Here is a 22750-nt window from a genome sequence, read left to right as displayed (position 1 = left end):
ATGAGAGGGTAAGGAAACAACCTGTGGGCATATTCAGTTTGGCACCGCCGGTGGGACTGATTGGCCTCGGATAGGCAACTGACGCGTATCGCTCACCTCGAAATGCGCCTGGTTGGCAGTAGTCGAATCCGGCCCGACGAAGACGGTAAAACCGCCAGCTTCGACCTTCGGTGAAAAATGCTCGTCGAGCAAGGCAAAGTCCTGTTGGCCCAGGGAGAAACTGACGCTGCGACTTTCGCCCGGTGCCAAATGAATTTTGCGAAAACCCCGTAGTCGGCGCACTGGGCGGGTGACGCTGGCAACGTCATCGCGCAGGTATAACTGGACGATTTCATCGCCTGCCCGTTTGCCGGTGTTGGTGACGGTGACCTCAACCCCCAGCGTTTGTGTGGACGCCAGTCGAGTGTGACTAAGGCGAGGGGAGGAGTAGCTGAACGAGGTGTAGCTCAGGCCGAAGCCAAATGGATAGAGCGGTGTCCAGGGCACATCGATATAGGCGGATGCGTAACTGCCATCACCGCTGGGTGGGCGGCCTGTATTTTTATGCGCGTAGTAAATGGGTATCTGCCCCACATGGCGAGGGAAGGTCATTGGCAGCTTGCCGCTGGGGTTGACGTCACCAAACAGCACATCGGCCACGGCATTTCCGGTTTCGCTGCCCAAAAACCAGGTTTCGAGCAATGCATGGGCTTGTTGCACTGAAGCATCGAGCACTAGGGGGCGGCCGTTCATGAGGACGATGACCAAGGGTTTCCCTGTCTCCAGTAATGAGTTTAGTAGCGCATTTTGCCCGCCCGGTAGACCGAGTTCGGCGCGGCTATGGGCTTCGCCGCTCTGTTCTGCGGTTTCTCCGAGTACGGCGATTATCAGGTCGCTGTCACGCGCGATTGTTTCGACCCGCGTGATGTCCTGGAGGTGCGGGCTGACGGGCGAAGCGCCGGGCAGGTAAGTAATCTCGGTGCCAGGGGCTACCGCATTGCGCAGGCCTTGCAAGACCGTGACGGAGTCTTCGGGGTTGGCAGCCCCGGCCCAAGGGCCGATGGTGGCGCTGGCGTCCGAAGCGAGGCTGCCGACCACCAGGACCTTGCCCGGTTGTTTGGAGAGCGGCAGCAGCGCGTCGTTGTTTTTTAGTAAGACGATAGATTTCTGTGCCGATTCTCGAGCCAGGGCACGGTGCTGTGGCGTTAGCTGGCTGGCCTGCTCGCGGGCTTCGTCGCTGTACCGGTAGGGATCATCGAACAGTCCCAGACGCTGCTTGGCTTTGAGGACGCGACGCACAGCGTCATCCAGGTTTTTACGCGACACCTGGCCGTTGCGCACCAGTGTCGGCAGGTGCAGGCGATAGGATTGACTGGCCATCTCGATATCCACCCCGGCATTGAACGCCAGTCGTGCGGTGTCGGCTGGCGTGCCGGCGATACCTTGTGGCCCCAGTTCCCAGACAGCATTGAAATCACTGACCAGCAAGCCGGCGAACCCCCACTGCTTGCGCAACAGACCGGTCAGCAGGGCGGTATGGCTGTGCATGGGAACGCCGGCCAGCTCGTTGAACGACGGCATGATTGCATCGACGCCGGCCGCGACGGCTGCCTGGAAGGGAGGCAAGTAAACCTCTCTCAGTGTCCGCTCCGACAGATCGGCGACGTTGTAGTCTCGACCGCCTTCGGCAGCCCCGTAGGCGACAAAGTGTTTTGCCGTAGCGAGCATGGATGAGATGTCAGGTGCACCTGCACCCTGGAACCCGTGCACAAGTGCGGCGGCCAATGCAGAGCCAAGGAACGGATCTTCGCCAGCACCTTCCACCACGCGGCCCCAACGCGGGTCACGGCTAATATCGACCATGGGCGCAAAGGTCCAATGCACGCCACTGGCGGTGGCCTCAACGGCCGCCACGCGAGCGGTTCGTTGGGCCAAGTCCGGGTCCCAGGCTGAGGCTAGCGCCAGGGAGACCGGGAACACTGTACGAAAACCGTGCACGACGTCATAAGCGAATAACAAGGGGATATGCAGCCGGGAACCGTTAACCACCTGCTCCTGCAACTGACGGGTAGCTTGCGCGCTGCTGGCCCCCAGTACCGAGCCCACGAGGGCCACTGGCATCTGCGTCTGTTCGCCTTGATCAATGACGGGGCCGGTAGGCGTGCTCTGGATACTGAGTTGGCTGAGCTGGCCGATTTTTTCTTCAAGGCTCATTTTCGCTAGTAGGTCCTCGACCGGATCATTCTGGGCTACGGCCACTAGCGGGAGGGAGACGAGTAGTAATGAGGCTAAACTTAAAGGCATGGTTGCGCCGTCCATGGGCAGGGTGTATGCCTTCAAGTATTTTGCATCCGAGCAGGATCATCTACTGTCAGAGTTGACAGTGCGGGGCTGTTTTCAGACAGGGGCCATCAGCAAAACCCGGCACGGCTTGGCCTGATACGCGTTGATCTGCGGCACCAACCGTTTGAAGTGCTCGGTCTGGCAGTGCGCATCCAGCGCCGCCTGATCAGGCCATTGTTCGATAAAGATAAAATGCCCTGGGTCTTTTTGATCGACAAACAGATCGTAGGCAACGCACAGCGGTTCCTGGCGGGTTTTTTCCACCAGTTCGGCGTACCACGGGCGCACGGTTTCCAGGTGCTCGGGCTTGATAAAGTCTTCAGCGATGACTTTCAACATGGTAGGCGTCCTTCAGGCAGCAGCGGTTTCATGGGGCTCAAAACTGTCTGCTCGCGCCATCTGCCACATGCGCGAATAGAACTCGCCGTTCACGTCTCCCGTGAGCAATTCGCCGGGCTTCAAGAACACATGCAGCTGCGAGAACAGTTTGATCTCTGTTGCCGACATGCGTCGCACCAAGTGCTTGGCCGACAACTGCGACGGATGATCCAGGCCCGCGGCGGCAAGCATTTCGGCCAGGGCGTGCAGCGTGTTGCGGTGGAAGTTGAACACACGCTGGGCCTTGTCCGGCACGACCAAGGCACGTTGGCGCAGTGGGTCTTGCGTGGCCACGCCGGTCGGGCATTTGTTGGTGTGGCATGACTGGGACTGGATGCAGCCAATGGCGAACATGAAGCCACGTGCCGAGTTGGCCCAGTCGGCGCCGATGGCCAGGACGCTGGCGATATCGAACGCACTGACAATCTTGCCGCTGGCGCCGAGTTTGATTTTGTCGCGCAGGTTCAGGCCCACCAGGGTGTTGTGCACAAACAGCAAACCCTCACGCAGCGGCACGCCGATATGGTCGGTGAACTCCACGGGGGCTGCGCCGGTGCCACCTTCCTTGCCATCGACCACGATAAAGTCGGGGAGGATGCCGGTTTCGAGCATGGCCTTGGCGATGCCCATGAATTCCCACGGGTGGCCCAGACAGAACTTGAAACCCACGGGTTTGCCGCCGGACAGTTCACGCAATTGGGCGATGAAGTGCATCAGTTCGATGGGCGTGGAAAACGCACTGTGGCGTGACGGCGAGATGCAGTCTTCGCCCATCATGATGCCGCGGGTGTCGGCGATTTCCTGGGTGACCTTGTGCTTGGGCAGGATCCCGCCATGGCCGGGCTTGGCACCCTGGCTCATCTTGATTTCAATCATGCGCACCTGCGGGTTTTGCGCCTGCGTGGCGAAGCGCTCCGGGTCGAAACGGCCGTCGCTGGTGCGGCAGCCGAAGTAGCCGCTGCCCAGTTCCCAGGTCAGGTCGCCACCGTTTTCACGGTGGTAGGGGCTGATGCTGCCTTCACCGGTGTCGTGGGCAAAGTTGCCGAGTTTGGCACCTTGGTTGAGCGCGCGAATTGCGTTGGCGCTCAGCGAGCCGAAGCTCATGGCCGAGATGTTGAACACCGACGCCGAGTACGGTTGTGTGCACTGCGGGCCGCCGACCATCACGCGAAATGCGCTGGGGTCGCTCAACGGTGCCGGGCGCATGGAGTGGCCGATAAATTCGAAGCCCGACTGGTATACATCGATCAAGGTGCCGAAGGGCTTGTCTGCGGTTTCGTTCTTGGCGCGCGAATACACCAGCGAACGCTGGGCCCGAGAGAAGGGCAGGGCGTCGCTGTCGGATTCGAGCAGGTATTGGCGGATTTCCGGGCGGATGCCTTCCACCAGGTAACGGATATTGCCCAGGATCGGGTAGTTGCGGCGCACCGCTTGGGGGCTTTGCAGCAGGTCGAAAATGCCGATCAGGCTGAGGATGCCGGTGACCAGAGTAATGGGCCACAACCATTCGTGTTCGATAAAGGGCAGGCTGGCGAGGGTGAAAATGACGCACACAGCAAAGAAGGCGTAGCGGCTTAACAAGGACAGGCTCATACGGTTTCCTTGGGTTCGGACTCTTCAGGTCGATCACCCATTCTGCACCTCTGGATTAAGCACGGACAAGGATTGATCGCTCAGTCGCGTATTTGTGCGTCTATGTATCAGTCCAGACAAAAAAAGCTATCAGCCTCATAGAGGAACTTATGACTGCCCAATCACCATTCATCGAATGTAAGACTAAGGACGCTGTTAATCAGAAGGAATGTATAACAACAGAGCGAGAGACTTACCTATGTCTATATCGATATCGGCATCGAACAATACTCATCATGCCTCGATTTATATCCCGATCATTCCCAACTGGGATAAAAGCCAATTAACCGGCTCCCAACGAGAGCAAGTCGCCCAAGAACATCAACGAATGGAAGGTATCGAGAAACCTGAGCGGAATGTGAGTCGCAAGCCGGAAATCTCCACTGGCCGTCCACCGGGTGATACCCGCACTGCGGACGAAATCATCAACGACAATCCGATCCTCAAAAACCTCGGCCATCAAAAAGATATAAATCGTCCATTAGCTTACAAACTTCTGGGTGATTGGACGAGCAACAATAAAGACCCTGAGTCACGAGCGGATGCCGCATTCAACGCTGCGCGGGTGCTTAACTATATCGATACGTCTTTATCGACTACAGGCGAACACCGAGGCAAAGCCCATGACAATGGCGACCTTGAAGGCATCACCCGTAGCGGTGATGCGCGGCACGGCACGCCGGCAGGCATGTGGAAGGACTTTACGGAGCAAGGTTATTCAGCCCTACGGCACCATCACCGCTTGGACAGTACCAACGACCGCCATGTCACCCAGGGCGGCGCCAACAAAGATAACCTGCAGCATGTTTCCGGTAAGATCGGCAAGAGAACCTGGTTTATCCCGGGGCTGAGCAATATTCTCCTGGGCATCAGCGACTCAAATGCGGGGTTGGCGGAGGCTGTGAAGGGGGCCAAGAAGGGGTTCGATAAAACTCGGGCTGATGGTTTTGACCAGGCACTTTTCAGTGCTGCGAGGGGGAATTTGGTGGGGGTCGTTCAAGGCTATGTCAACGCAGTGAAGCACAACCAAGCCACGCCTGATTTGGTTAAGTCAAAACTCGGGGCGACCGGCAGTTGAGTCGGATTGGTTTGAACCGATGAGCTCAATCATGGATTAGCTCGATTTCCTGGAAAGGGACCTCCAGGAAACGGCTAGAACTTTTCCTGCTGGTATTATTGCAATCGGTTCTCGTTTGCAGGTGTTTTTTAGTGTTACTGTATAACATGTCTAATGCACCCAAACGCCCCGGAGGCCTTATGAAAGCTGGTATCCACCCCGACTACCGCACCGTACTGTTCCACGACACCGCCGCCGACGTGTACTTCCTCATCGGCTCCACTGCCGACAGCGACCGCACCCACACACACAGCGACGGCAACACCTATCCCTATATCCCGTTGGATGTTTCAAGTGCTTCGCACCCGGTCTACACCGGCCAACAGCGCAAGACCCAAGCCGAAGGCCGCATTGCCGGCTTCAACAAGCGCTTTGCCTCGTTTGGGTCGACCCCGAAAGCCGACGCGTGAGGATGATTCGGCGGCGTGCCCTACGCCGCCTTCTGGCGAATCGGCAACACCACGCGAAATGTCGTGCCCCTGCCCAGTTCGCTGCTGACGGAGATATCCCCGCCGTGTTTCTTGATGATGCCGTAGGACAGTGACAATCCCAGTCCAGTCCCTTCGCCCACAGGCTTGGTGGTAAAGAACGGGTCGAAAATCTTCTGTAAGCTTTCAGGGGCAATTCCGCAGCCGTTATCGGCCACTTCCAGCCAGATATTCTCGCCTTCCACGCCGTTGCTGATGGTAATGGTGCCACGCTGGGGCCCCATGGCCTGGGCCGCATTGATCACCAGGTTCATCACTACCTGATTGAGCTGCGAGGCCAGGCATTCGATGTCCGGCAGGGGCGTGTAGTGCTTGACCACGTCGGCCTTGTACTTGAGTTCGCTGGCGACGATGTTCAGGGTCGAATCGATGCCTTGCTGCAGGTCAGCCAGTTGCCAGGTCTGGTCGTTATCCACGCGTGAGAAGTTCTTCAGGTCTTTGACGATCTGCACGACACGGCCAATCCCTTCCTTGGATTCGCGGATCAGGATCGGTATGTCTTCCTTGAGGAAATCCAGTTCCAGGTCGGTGCGCAAAACCTTTAGCTGATCCCGCTGTTCTGGCGCCGCGAGGTGTTCCTCGCTGCGTTGATAGGCGTCGAGCATCTGTTGCAGCTGCGTGAAGTAGCTGTCGAGCGTGCTGAGGTTGGAGGAAATAAACCCCACCGGGTTGTTGATTTCATGGGCGACGCCGGCGGCGAGCTGCCCAAGGGAGGCGAGCTTTTCCGACTGCACCAGTTGGCTTTCCAGATGCTTGCGCTCGTTGATTTCCAATTGCAGCGCCTGGGTGCGTTCTTCAACCAGTTGTTCCAGCAGAGATGTTTGCAGCGACGCACGCCGGGCCATGTCCCATTTATTGGCCAAGGTATTGGCCATTTGTTGCACTTCAATATTGTCGAACGGTTTTTTCAGGATCAGCAAACGGTCATGGGCCTGCAGGCGCAACAGCAGGTCTTCCCAGGAGTAATCCGAGTACGCGGTGCACACCACCACTTGCAACTCGGGTGCGACCTGCCATAACGCCTCGATCGTCTTCGCGCCGTCCCAGCCTTGGGGCATGCGCATGTCAACGAACGCCAGTGCATAAGGACGCTGCTGCGCCATGGCGCTGGTGAGCAAGCCCAGGCCCTCTTCGCCGCCATAGGCCGAATGCAGTTCGAACGCCTGGGCCTGGGGCTTGGCCGCGTCACCAAACAGTGCCGACTCCATGTCATCCAGCGCCTGGTTGGGCGCAGTATCCGGCATCAGGATCTTGCGAAAATCCTCATGAATGGACGGTGTGTCATCGATCAGCAGGACGCGCCGGTTGGGAGGTTGGTTCATGAGCTGCTTCCGGCAAGGGTCAGGGGAATGGTCAAGGTGAATACCGCGCCGAGGCCCGGCCCGTCGCTGTGAGCACTGAGCTGGCCGTGCATTTGCACCGCGGCCAGGGCGCAGCTGTGCAGGCCGAAGCCATGGCCTTCTTTGCGCGTGGTAAAACCATGGGTGAAGATCCGTGTCATGTTCTCGGGTGGTATGCCTTCGCCATCGTCCTTCACACTGATCTTCAAGGTATCTTCACCCTGGGCCTCGACCTTCAGCGTGATTTGCCGTGGCCTCTCGGAAAGGTTGGACATGGCGTACTTGGCGTTGCTGATCAGGTTGACCATGATCAGCAGCAGGCGATGCTTGTCGCCGAGGATCTGCGGTACCTGTGCGTATTCCTTGACCACAGTGACGTGGTGACGGCTCAGCGCGCCGGCGTTCATGCGCAGGGCATCGTCCATCAAGGCGCCGATATTGATTGGCTCCAGCAATGTGGCGGCGCCGGCATAGGATTGCTGGGTCGAGACGATGTCCTTGATGTGATCGATGCTTTTGCTCAGTTGCGCCAGCTCATCGCTCATGCCCTGTTGCTCCATGGCGATCGCTTCCACCAGTTGGTTGAGGTAGCCGGGCAGCAATTTGCCCTTTGCATCTTCGGTGAGAAAGGTGCCCAGGTCGCCCTGGTGTGCGTTGATCAATTGCATCGCTTTGCCCAGGCCCAGCGCTTTGCTGCCGCGCAGTTTACGGCTGACCAGCTCGGCAGAAATATTCACGCTGTTGAGCACGTTGCCGACGTTGTGCAGCACGTTGGTGGCGATCTCTGCCATGCCTGCCTGGCGGGCGCTGTCCAGCAGTTCGCTCTGGGCATCCTTGAGTTGTTGGGTGCGCCGTTCCACCCGTTGCTCCAGGGTTTCGTTGGCCGATTGCAAGGCGCGATTGACGCGGTTGATCTCGGCGAAACTGCGCAGCAGACGCACCGCCAGGTAGAGCAACAGCACCACCAGCAGCGTCGAGAAGATCAGCAGGTAGCGATGATATTGATGGTCAACGAGGTCCGCGGTCTGCTGGTCCTGATTGAGGTGGGTGGTCAGGTCATCGAGGCGCTCGGCCACCGGCACGGCGGCAATGCGTTCGAGGAGGCTGTTGACCAGCGGCTGCTCGCGCAGGATCAGCGAAATATGGTTGCTGAGGATATCCACCGGCGCCTGGAACTCACTGGGCAGGCTCTGTTTGTTGATCGCCAGTTTGCCCAGGCCCACCAGGATATCGGCGGCGCGTTCATCGCTGGTGACCTGGGCAAACTCCAGGCTGCTGAGCAGCAGGTCGTAAGTGTCGGTGGCCACGCCTTGCAGTTGCAGCCGGCCTTGATCGTCAATCTGGTTGAATTGGGCTTGAATGTCGTCTTCGGCGGTCGGCAAAAACGCCAGCGAGTTGCGCAACACGGCGTTGTGGGACTTGAACTGATCCACCAGTCGGGCTTTTTCCTGGATGGCGGCCACATACGCTGCCTGGCTGGCTTGCCAACTCGGCAGGTCGGCAGGGTTGTGGTAGGTGTCGCGGCCTTGTAGTTCAGACCAGATACGGGTCATGTCCGAGAGGGGCGTGACCAGCGGATCGTAGTTGTGGGTAATCGCGATCCGGGCCTTGAGCACTTCACTGTCCCATTGGGCATTGAGTTGCTGAAGCTGGCGGATCAGGTCCCGGGACTGGGTATAAGTGGCTGTTTGGTCGCGGGAAGATTTGAGGTACAAAAACACCAGTGTAGAGGCCAATAACAAGGCTATCAGGCCCAGCAGCATCTGGCTGGCACGACGGCGCGAGAAACGTCTCATAGCGGCTTGCCCGCCCATTCGCCGGTCAAGGTTCTGAGAAACTGGATAATCAGCTCCTTGTCTTCCTGAGAAGGATTGCGCCCCAACTGATACTTGAACATCACGTCAACCGCCTCTTCAAGCGTCTTGGCCGAGGCGTCGTGGAAGTAAGGTGCGGTGACGGCCACATTGCGCAGGCTGGGCACCTTGAACACGTGGCGGTCCTCTTCATCGCCGGTCAGCAGGTAGCGGCCCAGGTCCGATTCGACCGGGTTGCCTCGTGCCTTGAAGTAATCGTCCATCACGCCGAATTTCTGCAACATATTGCCGCCGATATTCACGCCCTGATGGCAGGCAATACAGCCGTACTCCTTGAAACGCTGGTAGCCGTATTTTTCCTTGATCGTCAGTATCTCGGTGTTGCCCAGCAGGTACTGGTCGAACCGCGAGTTGGGCGTCAGCAGCGTGCGCTCGTAACTCGCCAGCGCATCCTGCACGTTGGCGGCACTGACGCCATCGGCATACACCTGCGCGAAGGCGCGCTGGTAATCAGGGTAGGCGGACAGGTTGTATTCCACAGCTTTCCAGTCGCTGCCCATTTCCACCGGGCTGATGACCGCGTGCTCGATCTGCGCTTGAAGGGTGTCCACCCGGCCATTCCAGAACTGCTTGAAGTTCAGGCTGGCGTTGAACACGGTGGGCGTATTGAGTGGCACCGGCTTGCCATCCAGGCCAAGGGAGAAAGGTTTGTTGTCGGCGCCGCCGGTTTCCAGGTGATGGCAGCTGGCGCAGGACAAGCTGTTATTGGCCGATAAGCGCGGATCATTGAACAGCCGACGGCCCAGCTCAACCTTGGCCGGATCCTGTAGGGGAACACTCGGCAACGGCTTTAGGGCTTCGTCCAGCGGTGCGGCCGCGAGTACTGCGCCGGTGCACAGGCCCAACGCGAGCACAAGGCTGAATCGGGTAGTTGAAACGTTGCTCAAGCGAGCACTCCTTGCAGGCCTAGGGCTATGGATGGGGCATCAGTGTCGCGCAACCCACTTGCAGCAACTGCACGAAATCCTTGGGGGGCAACGCCTTGCTGAAGAGAAAACCCTGGCCCTCTTCACACTTGTGGGCCTTGAGGAAATTGAGTTGCTCGACGGTTTCCACGCCTTCGGCAATGATGTTCAGCTCCAGGCTCTTGCCCATGCCGATGATAGCGCTGATCAGTTGTTCGTCCTGGTTATTTACGCTGAGGCCGCGCACGAAGGACTGGTCGATTTTCAGCACATCGATGGGAAAGCGCCGCAGGTAGCTCAGACTCGAATAGCCGGTACCGAAATCATCCAGCGCCAGACGCACGCCCATGGCCTTGATTCTGCGCAGGGTATCTACGGTCTCGTCGACATTCTGCATCAGCACGCTTTCGGTGATTTCCAGCTCCAGCTGGGCGGGCGGCAGGCCGGTTTGCTTGAGGATGGCGGCCAGGTTGTCGACGAAGTCCCGTTGGCGAAAGTCGATCGCCGAGATGTTCACCGACATGCGCAGCGGCGCCAGGCCCAGATCCCGCCAGGCTTGGGCTTGCTCGCAGGCCTGGCGCAACACCCACTGGGTCAGGCGCACGATCAGCCCGCTGTCTTCGGCCACCGGAATGAACTGCGCCGGGCTGATCCAGCCTGACTGCGGTTCAAACCAGCGGGTCAACGCCTCGGCGCCGACGATCCGCCCGGACGCCAGATCCAGCTTGGGTTGGTAATGCAGGACGAACTCATGGCGTTCCAGGGCCTGGCGCATCGCGCTCTCCAGGTTTTGCTGGTGCTGGGCGCGGCGGTTCATGTCTTCGGTGTAAAAGCTGAAGTCGTTGGGGCCACGTTCCTTGCTGGTGCGCATGGCGGTTTCGGCGTGCTTGATCAGTTGCACCGCATTGGTACTGTCATTGGGGTAAATGCTGATACCCAGGCTTGCGGTGACGTTCAGGTCGTGCCCCGCAATATGACGCGTTGCGCTGACGGCGCTGAGCAGTTTTTGCGCAATGTGTTGGGTTTGCTGAGGGTGTTGGATATCGTTGAGCAGGATCACGAACTCATCGGCGCCGTAGCGAAACGTTGAATCCGAAGCGCGTACCGTCGCCACCAGGCTGCGACTGACGTGCTGCAGCACTTCATCGCCCACCGGATAGCCGAGGGCGTTGTTGATGCGTTTGAAGCGGTCCAGCCCGATAAACATCACCGCCAGTTGCGAGTCATGCCGCCGGCCCAGGGCGATGGCCTGGGTCAGCCGGTCGCCGAGTAACGTGCTGTTGGGCAACTCGGTGAGGGCATCGTATTGCAACAGGTGCGAGACCTTGAGCAGTTCCTGCACGCGTTCTTCAATGATGCGTTCCAGGCCGAGCACCTTGTGGGCCACGTCCTGGGCCAGTTGCCATTTCCAGGTCAGTGCGCTGGCCATCTGGCGGATTTCCAAGGGGTCGAAAGGTTTTTTCAGGATCAGCAACTGATCGCTGTATTTCAGTCGCGCTTCGATGGCCTCAAAGGAATAGTCGGAGTAGGCGGTGCACAGGGCGATTTGCAGGTTGGGGTCGACGTTCCATAGCTGTTCGATGGTTTGCAGCCCGTCCCAGCCGGGCGGCATGCGCATGTCGATAAACACCATGGCGTAGGGGGCGTTGTCCGCCAGCGCCTTGTTCACCAGCGCCAGCGCTTCCTGACCCTGGTAGGCGGAATCCAGCTCGAACGCTTGGCGCAACGGTGCAGTGGTACCGAACAGGGTCGACTCCAGGGTGTCGAGGGAGGGCTTGCCGTCTTCATCGGCGCAGAGGATCTTGCGAAAGTCCTGATGGATCGAGGCGGTGTCATCGACGATGAGGATGCGACGGTTGGCCCGTTCACCTTGGGTGTTCATGGCGCGTCTGGCCTAGGCAAAAGATTTGATTGCATAGCGATTCCTTCCCTGGCTGGACTGCGTAGCTCGGTGCCAACTGGCAGTGACAGCATAGTCGAACTCCTTGATATCGACGGCCACTTGGCGTCAAATCAACAGCGCTGTGCGCCGGGAGCCGGTACGGCACGCCCCCGCGTCAATCTAGCTTAACTTCGTTCAATTTGAAGGCAGAGTCACCATGGATGAACAACTCGCTACGAAGTCTGCCGTTTTGCTGGTTGACGATGAGGAATCGATCCTCAATAGCCTGCGCCGCTTGCTGCGCGGCCAGCCTTACGAGGTGTTATTGGCCACCAGCGGCACCCAGGCGCTGGAGATCATGGCCAGTCGGCCCGTGGATTTGGTGATGAGCGATGCGCGTATGCCCGGTATGGACGGGGCCACGCTTCTGGCGCAGGTTCACCGCCTGTATCCCGCCACCGGCCGCATCCTGCTCACCGGTTACGCAGACCATGACACCATCATCAAGGCAATCAATGATGGGCAGATCCACCGCTACATCAGCAAGCCCTGGAATGACGCAGAGCTGATACTGGTGCTGCAGCAGTGCCTCGAACACCAGCGGCTCCAACACCTGACCCGCGAGCAGAACGAGCAGCTCAAAGCGCTCAACGCCACCCTGGAAAAACGCGTGACCGCGCGCACCGCCGAGTTGCAGCAGACCGCCGATATGCTCGACCTGGCCTATGACGAGCTCAAGCGCAGCTACGTGACCGGCACTGAAGTGTTTTCGCTGTTGGCCAACCTGCGCTTGCCCAAGAACAAGCAGACCAACCGCGCGTTGATCGAGCTGATCCGCGTGTGCTGTTCCGCCCAGTCCCTGGACGAAGCCAGCACCCGCGACCTGACCATGGCCGCCGCGCTGTACAACATCGGCAAGCTGAGCTGGAGCGACAGCATGATGGTGTCGCCGGCGGACAAGCTGCACAGCACCGACCGCGCGCAGTATCGCGAGTACCCGACGCAAAGCGAATCACTGTTGATGACCCTGGAGCCGATGAAGGATGCAGCGCGGATCATTCGTCATCATCAGGAACGGTGGGACGGCTCGGGGTTTCCCGACCACCTCAAGGGCGAGGCCATTCCGGCGGGGGCGCGGTTGTTGAAGCTGGCGGTGGATTTCATCGAGCTGCAAAAGGGCTTGATCCTGGAGCGGCACCTGAACAGCGACGAAGCGCTGCTGTATATCCGCAAATACGCCGGGCGTTTGTATGACCCGACGCTGGTGGAAGACTTTGTGCTGGCCTGCGCGGCTTTCCTCAGTGACGTGACCCTGGGCGACCCCACGGTCAAAGTCCTCACTACCCGCGAACTTGAAGCCGGGATGGTGCTGGCCCGCAACCTCAATGCCGACAACGGCATGTTGCTGCTCAACGCCGGCAAGGTGTTGAACCTGCCGCTGGTAGACAAGCTGATTGCCTTCGAAGCCATGGAGGGTGCCAAATACAGCATATTCATCAAACAACCGGACGAGACCTCGATTCCTTCATGAGCCATTCAACTATCCGCATCGCCGCCGCCGTCCTGATCGATAAAGACGGCCAAACCCTGCTGGTACGCAAGCGCGGCACCCGGGCCTTCATGCAGCCTGGCGGCAAGATCGACGCTGACGAAACCCCGCTCCAGGCGTTGGCTCGTGAGCTGCACGAAGAGCTGAACCTGCACATCAATCCGCAAGAAGCCGTGTACCTCGGCCAATTCTCGAGCCGGGCCGCAAACGAGCCGGGTTTTATGGTGCAGGCCGATATGTACCAGCTGCATATCGACGTGGCGGTCGAACCGGCGGCTGAAATAGAAGAAATATGCTGGATCGACCCCATGGGCGACGGTGGCCTGGAGTTGGCGCCGCTGACGCGTGAGTTCATCCTGCCGCATTATCGTGCTTCCTTGCTCAGCGCATGATGATTCGCCCGCTGCAGGCTAGCGATGCCCTGGCGTATCGGGCGTTGATGCTTGAGGCTTATGGCGCTTATCCCCAGGCGTTTACCTCCAGTGTTGCCGAGCGCGCCGCGATGCCCCTCAGCTGGTGGGAAAAACGCGTGAGCAGCGCGCTGGATCACCTGCTTGGCGCATTCGAGGGCGACCAATTGGCGGGTATCGTCGGCCTGGCGTTCGAACCGCGGGAGAAGGCGTGGCACAAGGCGACATTATTCGGCATGTATGTGAGCGCGGCTTATCAACAGCGAGGCTTGGGCCGGCAACTGGTAGAGGCCGCGCTGGAGGAGGCCCGTAGGCACCCGCGGCTGGAGCTGATCCAACTGACTGTCACTGCCGGGAATGAGGCAGCGTTTGCGCTGTACCAGCGTTGCGGCTTCATTCAGTACGGCTTGGAGCCGTTGGCGGTGCGGGTAGGTGAGGAGTATTTCGACAAGATCCACATGTGGCGTGAGTTAAAAGATCAGTGATATCCAATGTGGGAGGGGCGGTGCGACGGTTCGACTTGCCCCCGATGGCGGCCTCAGGGTTGGTTGGGATGCTGGATCAGACTGAGTACATATCCGTTATTTGGGTAACGGCTGCTATTGGTTCCGCTTTTACAGCGGGTCACTTTTGGAAAAGAGCCCGGAATGCCGGCCCAGCCAAAAGTAACCAAAAGGGCTCTTGCCCCACCACTCGGCACCTCGCTTAGGCTCGGTGTGCCCGTAATCCGCCATGGATTTGGGGGGCCGCCGCCACGCGCCATCCATGGCGCGAGGCGGCTAAACCGGCATCCCTGCCGGTTTACCCCCCAAATCCATGTCGGATTACGGCCAGCGTGGTTTGACGGGGCGCTTAAGATCAAGATCAAAAGCAGATCAAAAGCAGATCAGGATCAAGAGCGGCTCGCTTCGCATCGTGGTTACCGTTGGCGGCTGCGAAGTCGCTTAACGCACTGCGCTGACCCCATCCAGGGTGGAAAACGACGTGTCCTTGGCCGTCAGCAAGAAGTCGCGCATGTACGGCGCATCCAGCATGTCCGCCCGAATGCCCGCGTACAGCGTGGCGAACAGACCTTTCTCGCCCAGGCGCTTGGCCTTCACATACCCGCGTGAGCTGTACTCATGCAGCGCCCAGTGGGGCATACCGCAGACGCCTCGGCCGCTGGCCACCAGTTGCATCATCATCACCGTCAGCTCCGAGGTGCGTACCAGGGCGGGTTCCACGTCGGCCGGTTCCAGGAAGCGGGTGAAGATGTCCAGGCGGTCTCTTTCCACCGGGTAGGTGATCAGGGTTTCTGTCAGCAGGTCTTCCGGCACGATGTATGACTTGTTCGCCAGCGGGTGCTGGTTGGCCACGGCCAACATGGCTTCGTAGGTGAACAGCGGCACATAGGTGATACCCGGCAGCTCCAGCGGGTCGGAAGTCACCACCAGGTCCAGGTCGCCACGGGCCAGGGCCGGCAGGGGGGCGAAGGCAAAGCCGGAGGCCAGGTCGAGCTCGACCTCCGGCCACGCATCGCGGAACTGGTCGATAGTGGGCATCAGCCACTGGAAGCAGCTGTGGCATTCGATGGCCATGTGCAGGCGCCCGGCGGTGCCGCCTGCCAGCCGTGCGATGTCGCGTTCGGCGCCACGCAGCAAGGGCAGGGTGGCGTCCGCCAGTTGCAGCAGACGCAGACCTGCGCTGGTGAAGCGCACAGGCTTGGTCTTGCGCGCGAACAGCGGCATGCCCAGGCGCTCTTCCAGTTCCTTGAACTGGTGGGACAAGGCGGACTGTGTCAGGTGCAGGCGCTCGGCTGCCTCTACCAGGCTGTCGGCTTCACGCAGGGCATGCAGTGTTTTTAGATGACGGATTTCCAGCACTGTCGCCTCCATGAATAGTATTTGCGCACAATGATAATTCATTGAAAGCTCTTCATGTTGGCCGCCCACCTATTGGGCTTACTTCAGCGCCTGGAAGTGCATTCTGGCGAAGGGCTTTTCGATAGACCCACGCCAGATTTTAGTGTCTGCAAATGCCAGTCCCTCTGCTGCGGCTTGCCATTTCATTCCCAGGTAGCGTTGTTCAAAGCGCTTTAAATGCGCCTTGGGGAAACTGTCGAACGAGGACTGCAGCGCGTCATAGTGAAAGTGCGCGTACCAGATCGGTTGGTCAGCCTTAGCCTGCCGGTTCGAGTCGTAGATCTCGTATTCCTGCAGGTAGTCGTCTTTGCCGTCAGGGCGTTTGTCCCTGAGCTTTTTACGCGCGCCGATTTTTCGAATCACCACTCGGCCTTTACCGGCCAGATAGTCCAGGTAGCCTTCAGTCGGCGTTGGGCTTTCCAGGCTGCGTTGGATCCGTAAGGCTTCGCCTGCCTGTTCAAGCGCAGTTGCACGAGTGCGTAATTGATCGACAATCGGGTTGCCCGCGTCCAGGCTTTGCACGTTGTTGGCGCGAATCCTGAGTTGTTTGGCTTCGGTGACCAGCCTGTGTTCGAGGTTGATCGGCTCCATGGTTTTGTACCCTCGCACCTGCTTTTCAAAAGCATCCACTGCGTCCAGGCGGGTACGGGCATCCGCAAGCGTGGCGCGGCGGTCGGTGGGCAGCGCAGGCGGGGCGGCGGCAGGTTGGCTCTGGGTCGGGTTCAAACGGTAGGTGTTGCTGTCGCCAACCCTATCCCATACCTCAGTGGGATTGCCGTCGGCGTCGCTGATGATGAATTGTCGCGGTGATTGTTGCCCGGCGGGTTTTTCGGTGCCTATCAATAGTTGCCCGTCCTCGGTTTCAAAGGCCTTCCGAGTAGCGTTTGGATTGGGCTCGGAGGCGGGTTTCTTGATGGCCCGTTCGGCTTTTCGAATCAAGCGGTCAAGGTCTTTTTGCATGAGTTGGAAAAAGTTCGGATCGAAATGATCTGGTGACCTCTCGTTCCAGGCACTCAGATCACGTGAAAACTCTTCATAGACCTTGATGCAGTTCTGCAATATTCGATTGCGTTCAACCCGGCTGATATTGGCTTCGGGTAGGGTCATGTTCGCGGTTAGAGCGCGGCTGACGTTGTGCCTGGCCTGATTCACCGCAGTTTCCTGGTAGATCCAGTCAATGCCCACGGTTTGCTGTCGGCGGGTGATGGGGTGCAACAGTTGGCCGCTGCGCATACTGGTAATGCGCAGGTCGGTAAATTTCTGCTTCCAATGAGCCAGGTTGGCCGCGACCTCAGTGCGCGCCGTTCTGGCGGTAATGCGTTTGCTCCAGGTGCCCATGTCCTTCATCGAGCGCTCTATCACGTTAAGATCATCAAGTATGTTCAGGCGGCATTGCCTCACTTCATTGAGCAGTGTTTGAGTGATGGGGGAGGCTGGAGACAGGTTATCCAGTTGCTGGGTGATCGCGATGGATCGGTCAAGTGACGCCACGGAACGGTTGCTGGCATGGTGAATCAGGTGATTGAGTCGGTCCGACACAATGTGGGCTGTTTTACTCAGTTCTGCAGCATAGTTGAAGTCGGGTAGGCGGACTTGCTGTTGCTGGGCCAGTTCGAGCGACGTATACATCTTCTTGGCGCTTTCGATGTCCCTGGCCAGGTCGACATCCAGGGCTTTGCTGTCTGTTGTTCTTTGAGTGGACGTGGTTGAGGGGGTTGGATAGTCGCTTGCGTATTTTCTTAACTTTGCGGTGCTGGCATCGACTTGGGTCTTAAGGTTGTTGTATTGGGTTGTCACATCGTTACCGAGCGTAGCGCGCTGCGTATTGACCTCCAGCGCGGGTGCCGGGAGTTGCCGATTGACCGCCGGTGGAACGCTGCCCGGCTGGGCTTCCCCACGCCCTCTGCGCCGGCTGCCACCGCCATAAACGGTGTTGCGACCACCATGCAGCGCTCCGTAAGTGTCCCATTGCAGGGCAGGGTCCAGCTCAACGACCACACTGTCGTACCTGTTTCTGGCAATCAGGCGCATTTCTCCGGTGCCGGCGTCGTACCTGACTCTGTAATAACGCCCTTCACTGAAGATGAAGTAATCGCCGGACACGTTATGGCGCAAGGTGTGGCGATAGGGCCCGGTCAACACCGGTTGCAGGCTGCCGCTTGCAAGGGGGTCGGGGTGTTCGAAGCCAGCGAAGCGCTGGCGAGTGGTGGTGCCCTGGCGGCGTTTCAAGGATCGCCAGAAGCTTGGGCTTGGCGCCTGTTTGCCTTGGCGTGCTGCGGTCAGTTGGCGGGCGGTGCTGGCGCGTGCGCTGGGCACCGCGGCCATGGCCAGGGCATCCATGGCCGCATACAACAGGCTTTCGAACACCGAGGCCAGCAGGTCGATGCCATCGTCGATATCACCGCGCCGGAACGCAGCAACCGCCTGATGTAGGCTGATGCGAGCGTCTACCAGGGATACGGCGGTGCCAACCACCGGGACAATACTCAGGGCAATTTTGATGCCGTTGAACACCTTGGCGCTTTGAAGATGGTACCTCTCATTGGCCAGATCATCGTTGGAGCGCGAGTCATTACGATGGGCTTCGAGCAGGCGGCCCCTATGGGCATTCAACTGATGGACAGCCAGCGAAGTGGTGGCCGGCCAAGCAAAGCCTGACTGGATCATCGCGTTTTGGTCTTTGTCGATGGCCTGGCCGATGCGGCTGATGTGTGCCCGTACGTCCCCCTTGATTGCACGGCCCGCGACATACTCCAACATGCTGTCGAGCCGGCACAGTTCAAACAGAGCAAGGCGCGCCTTTTCAAGGCTGGCATAACCGCGCAGGTAGCGTTGGTCGGGGGCGTCGGGTAGGTAGAGCACGATGCTCCCGCTGTTCTGTTCCTCAATGAATGTGATACCCGATAGTGTGATCGGGCTTTCCTGGTTTGTGTCCTTGCCGCCTATGCTCAGGTGGGCCGGCAACAGGCGGATGCGCTTGCCATCGACATCCCAGGCGCTCTGGGTATCGGCATCGATCGCTGTATTGAGGGTACTCAGTTCGTCGCTGTTGATATGGTTTTGCATGACCGCCAGCAGGCCTTGGGCCTTGAGCATCAGACGCAGGGGTTCGACCAGGCATTCGCGGCGGTACTGTTTTTGGAATGTAGACTCCTCCGGTGAACCATCGAAGGCCCTGATAATCCGCGTTTCATAGCGTTGCGCCAGATTGAGGTCCTTGACCATGGCCGCCAGATAGTGGCTGGTGACACCCGCCTTCAGGGTGTTGCCTTCGAGGGGATCATCGGCCGTCACTTCGACGCTCACGAACCCCAGGCGCAGACTTATATCAGAGCCGATGTTGAGTAAGGCCAGGGTATCCAGGGGCATCTTGCTGCGTTTAGCGCTGGGGACATCGATCATTTTGATTGGCGAGCCCGGCGCGGCACCGGCAACGATATCGCGCTTTTGCGCCACCGAGTCGGGCAGCTCCAGCTCCAGGGTAAAACCTTTTTTAATGCCGAAATCCTTGCGCAAGCGTGCATCCAGCTGTTGGCTGACAAACACGTCACGTGCTGGCAGCGAGCGTCCAAACAAGGCCTGTGAACGGGTCAGCGCGGGGATATAGGCGCTCAGCAGTTTCTTTAGGGTTTCGTGTTTTTCTGTGGACTGTAGGCGCATCCACGGTTGCATGTCGTTGGCCAGCACCTGGGCATTGTACTGCTCGATGAGTTGCAGGTACGCGGCCTCGCGTGCCGCGTTATCCGGGATCAGCAAGCTCGGCAGCGTTTGTGCACGCAGTCTTTCCAACTCACCGGCTAGCGTTGCGGCGTCTTCCGGGGCGGACCAGGTTTGGCGCAGTCTCGCGGCTTTTTCTTCGAAGGCGGTTTGTTGACTGCTCAGGCTGTACTCGAAGGGATCTTGGGCCAATGGCTTGAACTGCAGGGCCAGTACCTCATCTTGGGGATGGATGGCGAACAAAGCTTCTTCCAGCGCCTGTCGGGAGGCGAAGCGTTGCAAGCCGCCGTCGTTACCGGGCCAGTAGACGAAATGCGTGCCGCTGCCGGTGGTTGGGGTTTGCGGGTCCTGGGGGGGAAGCAAGACCAGCGGCCCGTTGAGTTCGGTGTGTGTCGGCTGGAGATCGCCGGGCCGCTTGACCGACAACACCAACGTCATGACGTCAGGCTCAGGCGTATCCAGGGCACTGGTGATCTGTAGCAGTTCGGCTTCGGTGATCTGGTCCAGGGCCCGCTGAATGTTCGCCTCGATCCGCAGCCCCTGCAGGCGCGCCTGGTAGAGCGCGGAGTAGTGGGTGTTGAGTGCGGCGAAATCCAAGTGTCTACGGTTCAGCATGGCGCGTGCCGCGTCTTCAGCGGCGCGTTGCTGCACTTTCAGGTTGTCCAGTTGCTGTTTGAACGATTGCCAGGCTGGGCTCGTCGGGGTGTTGCTGCCGAACAGTTTTTCCAGGGCGCGGCGGTGCTGTCTTATCAGGACCTTGCGTTGGCTGGCGTGCATGCCGTTATGCAGCAGGCCGAACTGTGGCAGGTTACTGTCGACCTGTGCATCGACGGTCGTCCCCGGTTGGTCGGGCGCTTGCGCAAAGAGTGCCTGGGCCCGGCGCTGAACATCGCGTTGGTCAATGTGCTGGCTGGCCTGGTAGGCATTGTGGATCTTGACGTGGGCCAACGGCTTGATCGCGTCCTGGTATTGCTGGTTGGCCAACTGCTTGAGCCAAAGGTTGAGGCCGGCTTCCAGCGGGTTGTTGTTGATCTTGTACTCGATACTGGCCAGGGGATCGATATTGCTGGCTGCGAACAATGTGGTTTGCCGGTCGAGCAACCAACGCTCCAGGTCCAGCCGCCGGCTAAAGGTATGCCAGGCAGGCGCCTGTGTCGGCAGGTACACCAGTTGGCTGACCGGTTGTTCTGTATCCAGGGTCAGGACCCAGGCGCCGGGCAGCGCGATGGCATTGGCCCCGGTGCGCTTGAGCAACAGCTGCTCGACGCAGAATTTTGGCGCGTCGGCCGTGGGCGCTACCGGGTTGATCAGCGAGAACAACGGTGTGAGCACTTCGGGATGGATCTTTTTTTCGGCCAGCAAGTGTTCACCACTGGCTTCGAAGTGGATCCGGTAGAGTTCGATCGCCCGGTTGAGGCAGGTCAGAGGCGTATTGGGGGCCCGCTCCGTGCGCCAATAGCGCAACCAGTTGTCCTCGATCGCTTGCTCCAGATCCAGGGTTTTAAGCTCATCGAGCAGTTGGGCAACGGTGTGTTGCGCCAGGGGTGGTTGCGCCGGCAGGTAAAGCAGGTTGCATTCCGGTATTTGCGTCGTGTCCAGGTTTGGGTGTTGTTGCAGGTAGAGGCAGGCATCGGTCAGGCTGATCAGGCTGCGGCCGCGTTGTTCGGTGGCGGGGAATTGCAGCATCACGCGCTCGCCGTCCAGTTGCAGATCGGTTTGGAGCAGGCGGTTGATCGAACTGCGAACCGTCGGAATGCCGGCCATCAGCGTGAGCATATCGCGGCGGCAGTCTTGCCAGCGTTGGGTGGCGTCGACCAACAGGTCTTCGTCAATGCTCGGTAGCGGCAGTGGAGACCAGACGCCGAAATCGGTGGGGCCTGTAGTGTGGGTCATGGTTTCAATCCTTGAAGTAGGGCGTTGGAGCGCACAGGCCGCTACGTTGCGGACTGTGCTGAAGTGAACAAGCTTTATTCGCTGGCGACCCAAAGGGGACGGTGCTCACGAAAAAAGAGAGCCTCATTAACGTTGAGCAAGAGGAAGGTTGTGGCATACATAGTTAGAGGCCGATGACCGCTCGGCGTCATTCATCAAATTGTCACGCAACTGTGGCAGCGCGCTTGAACAAACTTCATCAGACTCGCGCTCTACTGGGGTTCTGCGTTTCGGTGTTTTTCATGCGTGTGTTGCTTTTACTGGCCGCTCTGCTATTCGGCCTGCCGTCCTTTGCGGCTTCTCGATGTGATGTCAATGTCCCGACCCAAACCGTCGACCTGGAACAGGTGAGCATCGCCTACCAAAGTATCGGGCGGGCGTCGGACCCTGCGTTGCTGCTGGTGATGGGCCTGGGTGGGCAGTTGATCCATTGGCCGGATGAAGTGGTGGTCGCCCTGTGCGAGCAAGGGTTTCGGGTGATCCGTTACGACAACCGTGACGTCGGCCTGTCCACCTGGCGGCAAGCGCCGGCCAGTGCCAACCTGACCTTCGAGGTGCTGCGCTACAAGCTCGGTTTGCCGGTGGCTGCGCCGTATACATTGACCGACATGGCCGACGACGCGCTGGGCTTGATGGATGCGTTGCAGGTGCAGCAATTCCATGTCCTTGGCGCAAGCATGGGCGGCATGATCGCCCAGCACCTGGCGGCAATGGCGCCGCAGCGGGTGGAAAGCCTCACGTTGATCATGACCAGCTCCGGCGCCGAGGGCCTGCCCGCCCCGAATGCGGCGCTGGTGCAATTATTGTCACGGCGCAGCGCGCCCAATCGTGAGGTGGCCCTGGAGCAGCAAGCCGATTTGCTTGCGGCGCTGGGCAGCCCGAATGTGAAGGATGATCGTCAAGCGTTGCTGCATCAGGCGGCGCAGTCCTACGACCGCGCGTTTAACCCGGAAGGCGTGAAGCGTCAGATCATGGCGATCCTTGCCGAACCGAGCCGCGTGCCGTTGCTCAACCAACTGCGCGTGCCGACCCTGGTGGTGCATGGCACGGCCGATCCGTTGTTGCCGGTGATGCACGGCGTGCACCTGGCCGCGCATATCCAGGGTAGCCAGTTGAAACTGATACCCGGCCTGGCCCACCGTTTCCAGGAAGCGTTCAAGGCGCCGTTGCTGGCGGCGGTGTTGCCCTACCTGCAGGCTCATCGTGAAGATACCGCGCACTGGGCGCAGATCGACTTGGGCGAGCCTTCGAAGGTGTTGTGAAGTTGGTGTATCGTGCAACCTTTGCGGCGCATTCAAGCCAG

15 protein-coding genes are annotated in these 22750 nt (G+C 59.3%); 6 read left to right on the top strand and 9 right to left on the bottom strand.

What is annotated here, in order from left to right; translation table 11 throughout:
* Positions 1 to 33: 33 nt before the first annotated feature.
* The 3 genes from E4O98_RS06090 to E4O98_RS06080 all read right to left on the bottom strand — a co-directional run bounded on the left by E4O98_RS06090 (position 34) and on the right by E4O98_RS06080 (position 4293).
* Complete coding sequence (locus E4O98_RS06090) at positions 34 to 2283, bottom strand: glycoside hydrolase family 3 N-terminal domain-containing protein (RefSeq protein ID WP_248134405.1); 2250 nt, start codon at positions 2281 to 2283, stop codon at positions 34 to 36.
* Positions 2284 to 2376: 93 nt separating this feature from the next.
* Positions 2377 to 2661 (bottom strand): putative quinol monooxygenase, encoded by a 285-nt coding sequence (locus tag E4O98_RS06085; RefSeq protein WP_032877566.1) that lies wholly within the window; start codon positions 2659 to 2661, stop codon positions 2377 to 2379.
* A gap of 12 nt (positions 2662 to 2673) precedes the next feature.
* Positions 2674 to 4293 carry an FMN-binding glutamate synthase family protein gene (locus E4O98_RS06080; RefSeq protein ID WP_248134404.1) on the bottom strand — a complete coding sequence of 540 codons (1620 nt, stop codon included), beginning with the start codon at positions 4291 to 4293 and terminating at the stop codon, positions 2674 to 2676.
* Between the two features lie 238 nt (positions 4294 to 4531).
* Between E4O98_RS06080 and E4O98_RS06075 the strand changes: the two genes are divergently transcribed.
* Together E4O98_RS06075 and E4O98_RS06070 are read left to right on the top strand one after the other, a co-directional pair.
* Complete coding sequence (locus E4O98_RS06075) at positions 4532 to 5410, top strand: hypothetical protein (RefSeq protein WP_248134402.1); 879 nt, start codon at positions 4532 to 4534, stop codon at positions 5408 to 5410.
* Positions 5411 to 5589: 179 nt separating this feature from the next.
* Complete coding sequence (locus E4O98_RS06070; RefSeq protein WP_078820386.1) at positions 5590 to 5859, top strand: type B 50S ribosomal protein L31; 270 nt, start codon at positions 5590 to 5592, stop codon at positions 5857 to 5859.
* 20 nt (positions 5860 to 5879) lie between these two features.
* Here the strand turns inward: E4O98_RS06070 and E4O98_RS06065 are convergent, their stop codons facing one another.
* Genes E4O98_RS06065 through E4O98_RS06050 form a run of 4 tightly spaced genes read right to left on the bottom strand, consistent with a single transcriptional unit; the run spans position 5880 to position 11938 of the window.
* Positions 5880 to 7259, bottom strand: coding sequence for an ATP-binding protein (locus E4O98_RS06065; RefSeq protein ID WP_032877560.1), 1380 nt, complete (start codon positions 7257 to 7259; stop codon positions 5880 to 5882).
* Positions 7256 to 9073 (bottom strand): DAHL domain-containing protein, encoded by a 1818-nt coding sequence (locus E4O98_RS06060; RefSeq protein WP_228309389.1) that lies wholly within the window; start codon positions 9071 to 9073, stop codon positions 7256 to 7258. Before E4O98_RS06060 ends, E4O98_RS06065 begins: the two co-directional genes overlap by 4 nt.
* Positions 9070 to 10005, bottom strand: coding sequence for a cytochrome c peroxidase (locus E4O98_RS06055; RefSeq protein ID WP_228309894.1), 936 nt, complete (start codon positions 10003 to 10005; stop codon positions 9070 to 9072). Before E4O98_RS06055 ends, E4O98_RS06060 begins: the two co-directional genes overlap by 4 nt.
* A gap of 58 nt (positions 10006 to 10063) precedes the next feature.
* Entirely contained in the window at positions 10064 to 11938 is a 1875-nt protein-coding gene (locus E4O98_RS06050; RefSeq protein ID WP_032877557.1) for a GGDEF and EAL domain-containing protein, read from the bottom strand.
* A 217-nt stretch (positions 11939 to 12155) separates the two neighbouring features.
* Here E4O98_RS06050 and E4O98_RS06045 point away from each other — a divergent pair, with 217 nt between their 5' ends.
* The 3 genes from E4O98_RS06045 to E4O98_RS06035 are packed head-to-tail and all read left to right on the top strand — an operon-like array spanning position 12156 to position 14382.
* Positions 12156 to 13469, top strand: a complete 1314-nt coding sequence (locus E4O98_RS06045; protein ID WP_032877556.1) for an HD domain-containing phosphohydrolase — start codon at positions 12156 to 12158, stop codon at positions 13467 to 13469.
* A complete protein-coding gene (locus E4O98_RS06040; RefSeq protein ID WP_005785212.1) occupies positions 13466 to 13879 on the top strand; it encodes an NUDIX domain-containing protein in 414 nt (137 codons plus the stop codon). The genes E4O98_RS06045 and E4O98_RS06040 overlap by 4 nt, the downstream gene beginning before the upstream one ends.
* The gene (locus E4O98_RS06035) at positions 13876 to 14382 is read left to right on the top strand and encodes a GNAT family N-acetyltransferase (protein WP_032877554.1); all 507 of its coding nucleotides are present in this window, start codon (positions 13876 to 13878) and stop codon (positions 14380 to 14382) included. Before E4O98_RS06040 ends, E4O98_RS06035 begins: the two co-directional genes overlap by 4 nt.
* A gap of 459 nt (positions 14383 to 14841) precedes the next feature.
* Here the strand turns inward: E4O98_RS06035 and metR are convergent, their stop codons facing one another.
* Together metR and E4O98_RS06025 are read right to left on the bottom strand one after the other, a co-directional pair.
* Positions 14842 to 15759 (bottom strand): transcriptional regulator MetR, encoded by a 918-nt coding sequence (gene metR, locus E4O98_RS06030; protein WP_005785216.1) that lies wholly within the window; start codon positions 15757 to 15759, stop codon positions 14842 to 14844.
* Between the two features lie 78 nt (positions 15760 to 15837).
* Positions 15838 to 21408, bottom strand: a complete 5571-nt coding sequence (locus tag E4O98_RS06025) for a DUF6543 domain-containing protein (protein WP_248134400.1) — start codon at positions 21406 to 21408, stop codon at positions 15838 to 15840.
* 281 nt (positions 21409 to 21689) lie between these two features.
* Between E4O98_RS06025 and E4O98_RS06020 the strand changes: the two genes are divergently transcribed.
* A complete protein-coding gene (locus tag E4O98_RS06020) occupies positions 21690 to 22709 on the top strand; it encodes an alpha/beta hydrolase (protein WP_103733405.1) in 1020 nt (339 codons plus the stop codon).
* The last annotated feature ends 41 nt before the right edge of the window (positions 22710 to 22750 follow it).

This window comes from Pseudomonas sp. W2Jun17, assembly GCF_023127795.1.
Lineage (GTDB): Bacteria > Pseudomonadota > Gammaproteobacteria > Pseudomonadales > Pseudomonadaceae > Aquipseudomonas > Aquipseudomonas synxantha_A.
The sequence above is the reverse complement of the archived record's forward strand: the minus strand, read 5'-3'. Positions and strand labels throughout refer to the sequence as shown.

Excerpts from the sequence above, each read along its gene's own strand:
- E4O98_RS06065 (WP_032877560.1), bottom strand. The coding sequence starts at position 7,259 with ATGAACCAACCTCCCAACCGGCGCGTCCTGCTGATCGATGACACACCG.
- E4O98_RS06040 (WP_005785212.1), top strand. The coding sequence starts at position 13,466 with ATGAGCCATTCAACTATCCGCATCGCCGCCGCCGTCCTGATCGATAAA.
- E4O98_RS06080 (WP_248134404.1), bottom strand. The coding sequence starts at position 4,293 with ATGAGCCTGTCCTTGTTAAGCCGCTACGCCTTCTTTGCTGTGTGCGTC.
- E4O98_RS06050 (WP_032877557.1), bottom strand. The coding sequence starts at position 11,938 with ATGAACACCCAAGGTGAACGGGCCAACCGTCGCATCCTCATCGTCGAT.
- E4O98_RS06085 (WP_032877566.1), bottom strand. The coding sequence starts at position 2,661 with ATGTTGAAAGTCATCGCTGAAGACTTTATCAAGCCCGAGCACCTGGAA.
- E4O98_RS06045 (WP_032877556.1), top strand. The coding sequence starts at position 12,156 with ATGGATGAACAACTCGCTACGAAGTCTGCCGTTTTGCTGGTTGACGAT.
- E4O98_RS06075 (WP_248134402.1), top strand. The coding sequence starts at position 4,532 with ATGTCTATATCGATATCGGCATCGAACAATACTCATCATGCCTCGATT.
- E4O98_RS06035 (WP_032877554.1), top strand. The coding sequence starts at position 13,876 with ATGATGATTCGCCCGCTGCAGGCTAGCGATGCCCTGGCGTATCGGGCG.
- E4O98_RS06060 (WP_228309389.1), bottom strand. The coding sequence starts at position 9,073 with ATGAGACGTTTCTCGCGCCGTCGTGCCAGCCAGATGCTGCTGGGCCTG.
- E4O98_RS06090 (WP_248134405.1), bottom strand. The coding sequence starts at position 2,283 with ATGCCTTTAAGTTTAGCCTCATTACTACTCGTCTCCCTCCCGCTAGTG.
- E4O98_RS06025 (WP_248134400.1), bottom strand. The coding sequence starts at position 21,408 with ATGACCCACACTACAGGCCCCACCGATTTCGGCGTCTGGTCTCCACTG.
- E4O98_RS06020 (WP_103733405.1), top strand. The coding sequence starts at position 21,690 with ATGCGTGTGTTGCTTTTACTGGCCGCTCTGCTATTCGGCCTGCCGTCC.
- E4O98_RS06070 (WP_078820386.1), top strand. The coding sequence starts at position 5,590 with ATGAAAGCTGGTATCCACCCCGACTACCGCACCGTACTGTTCCACGAC.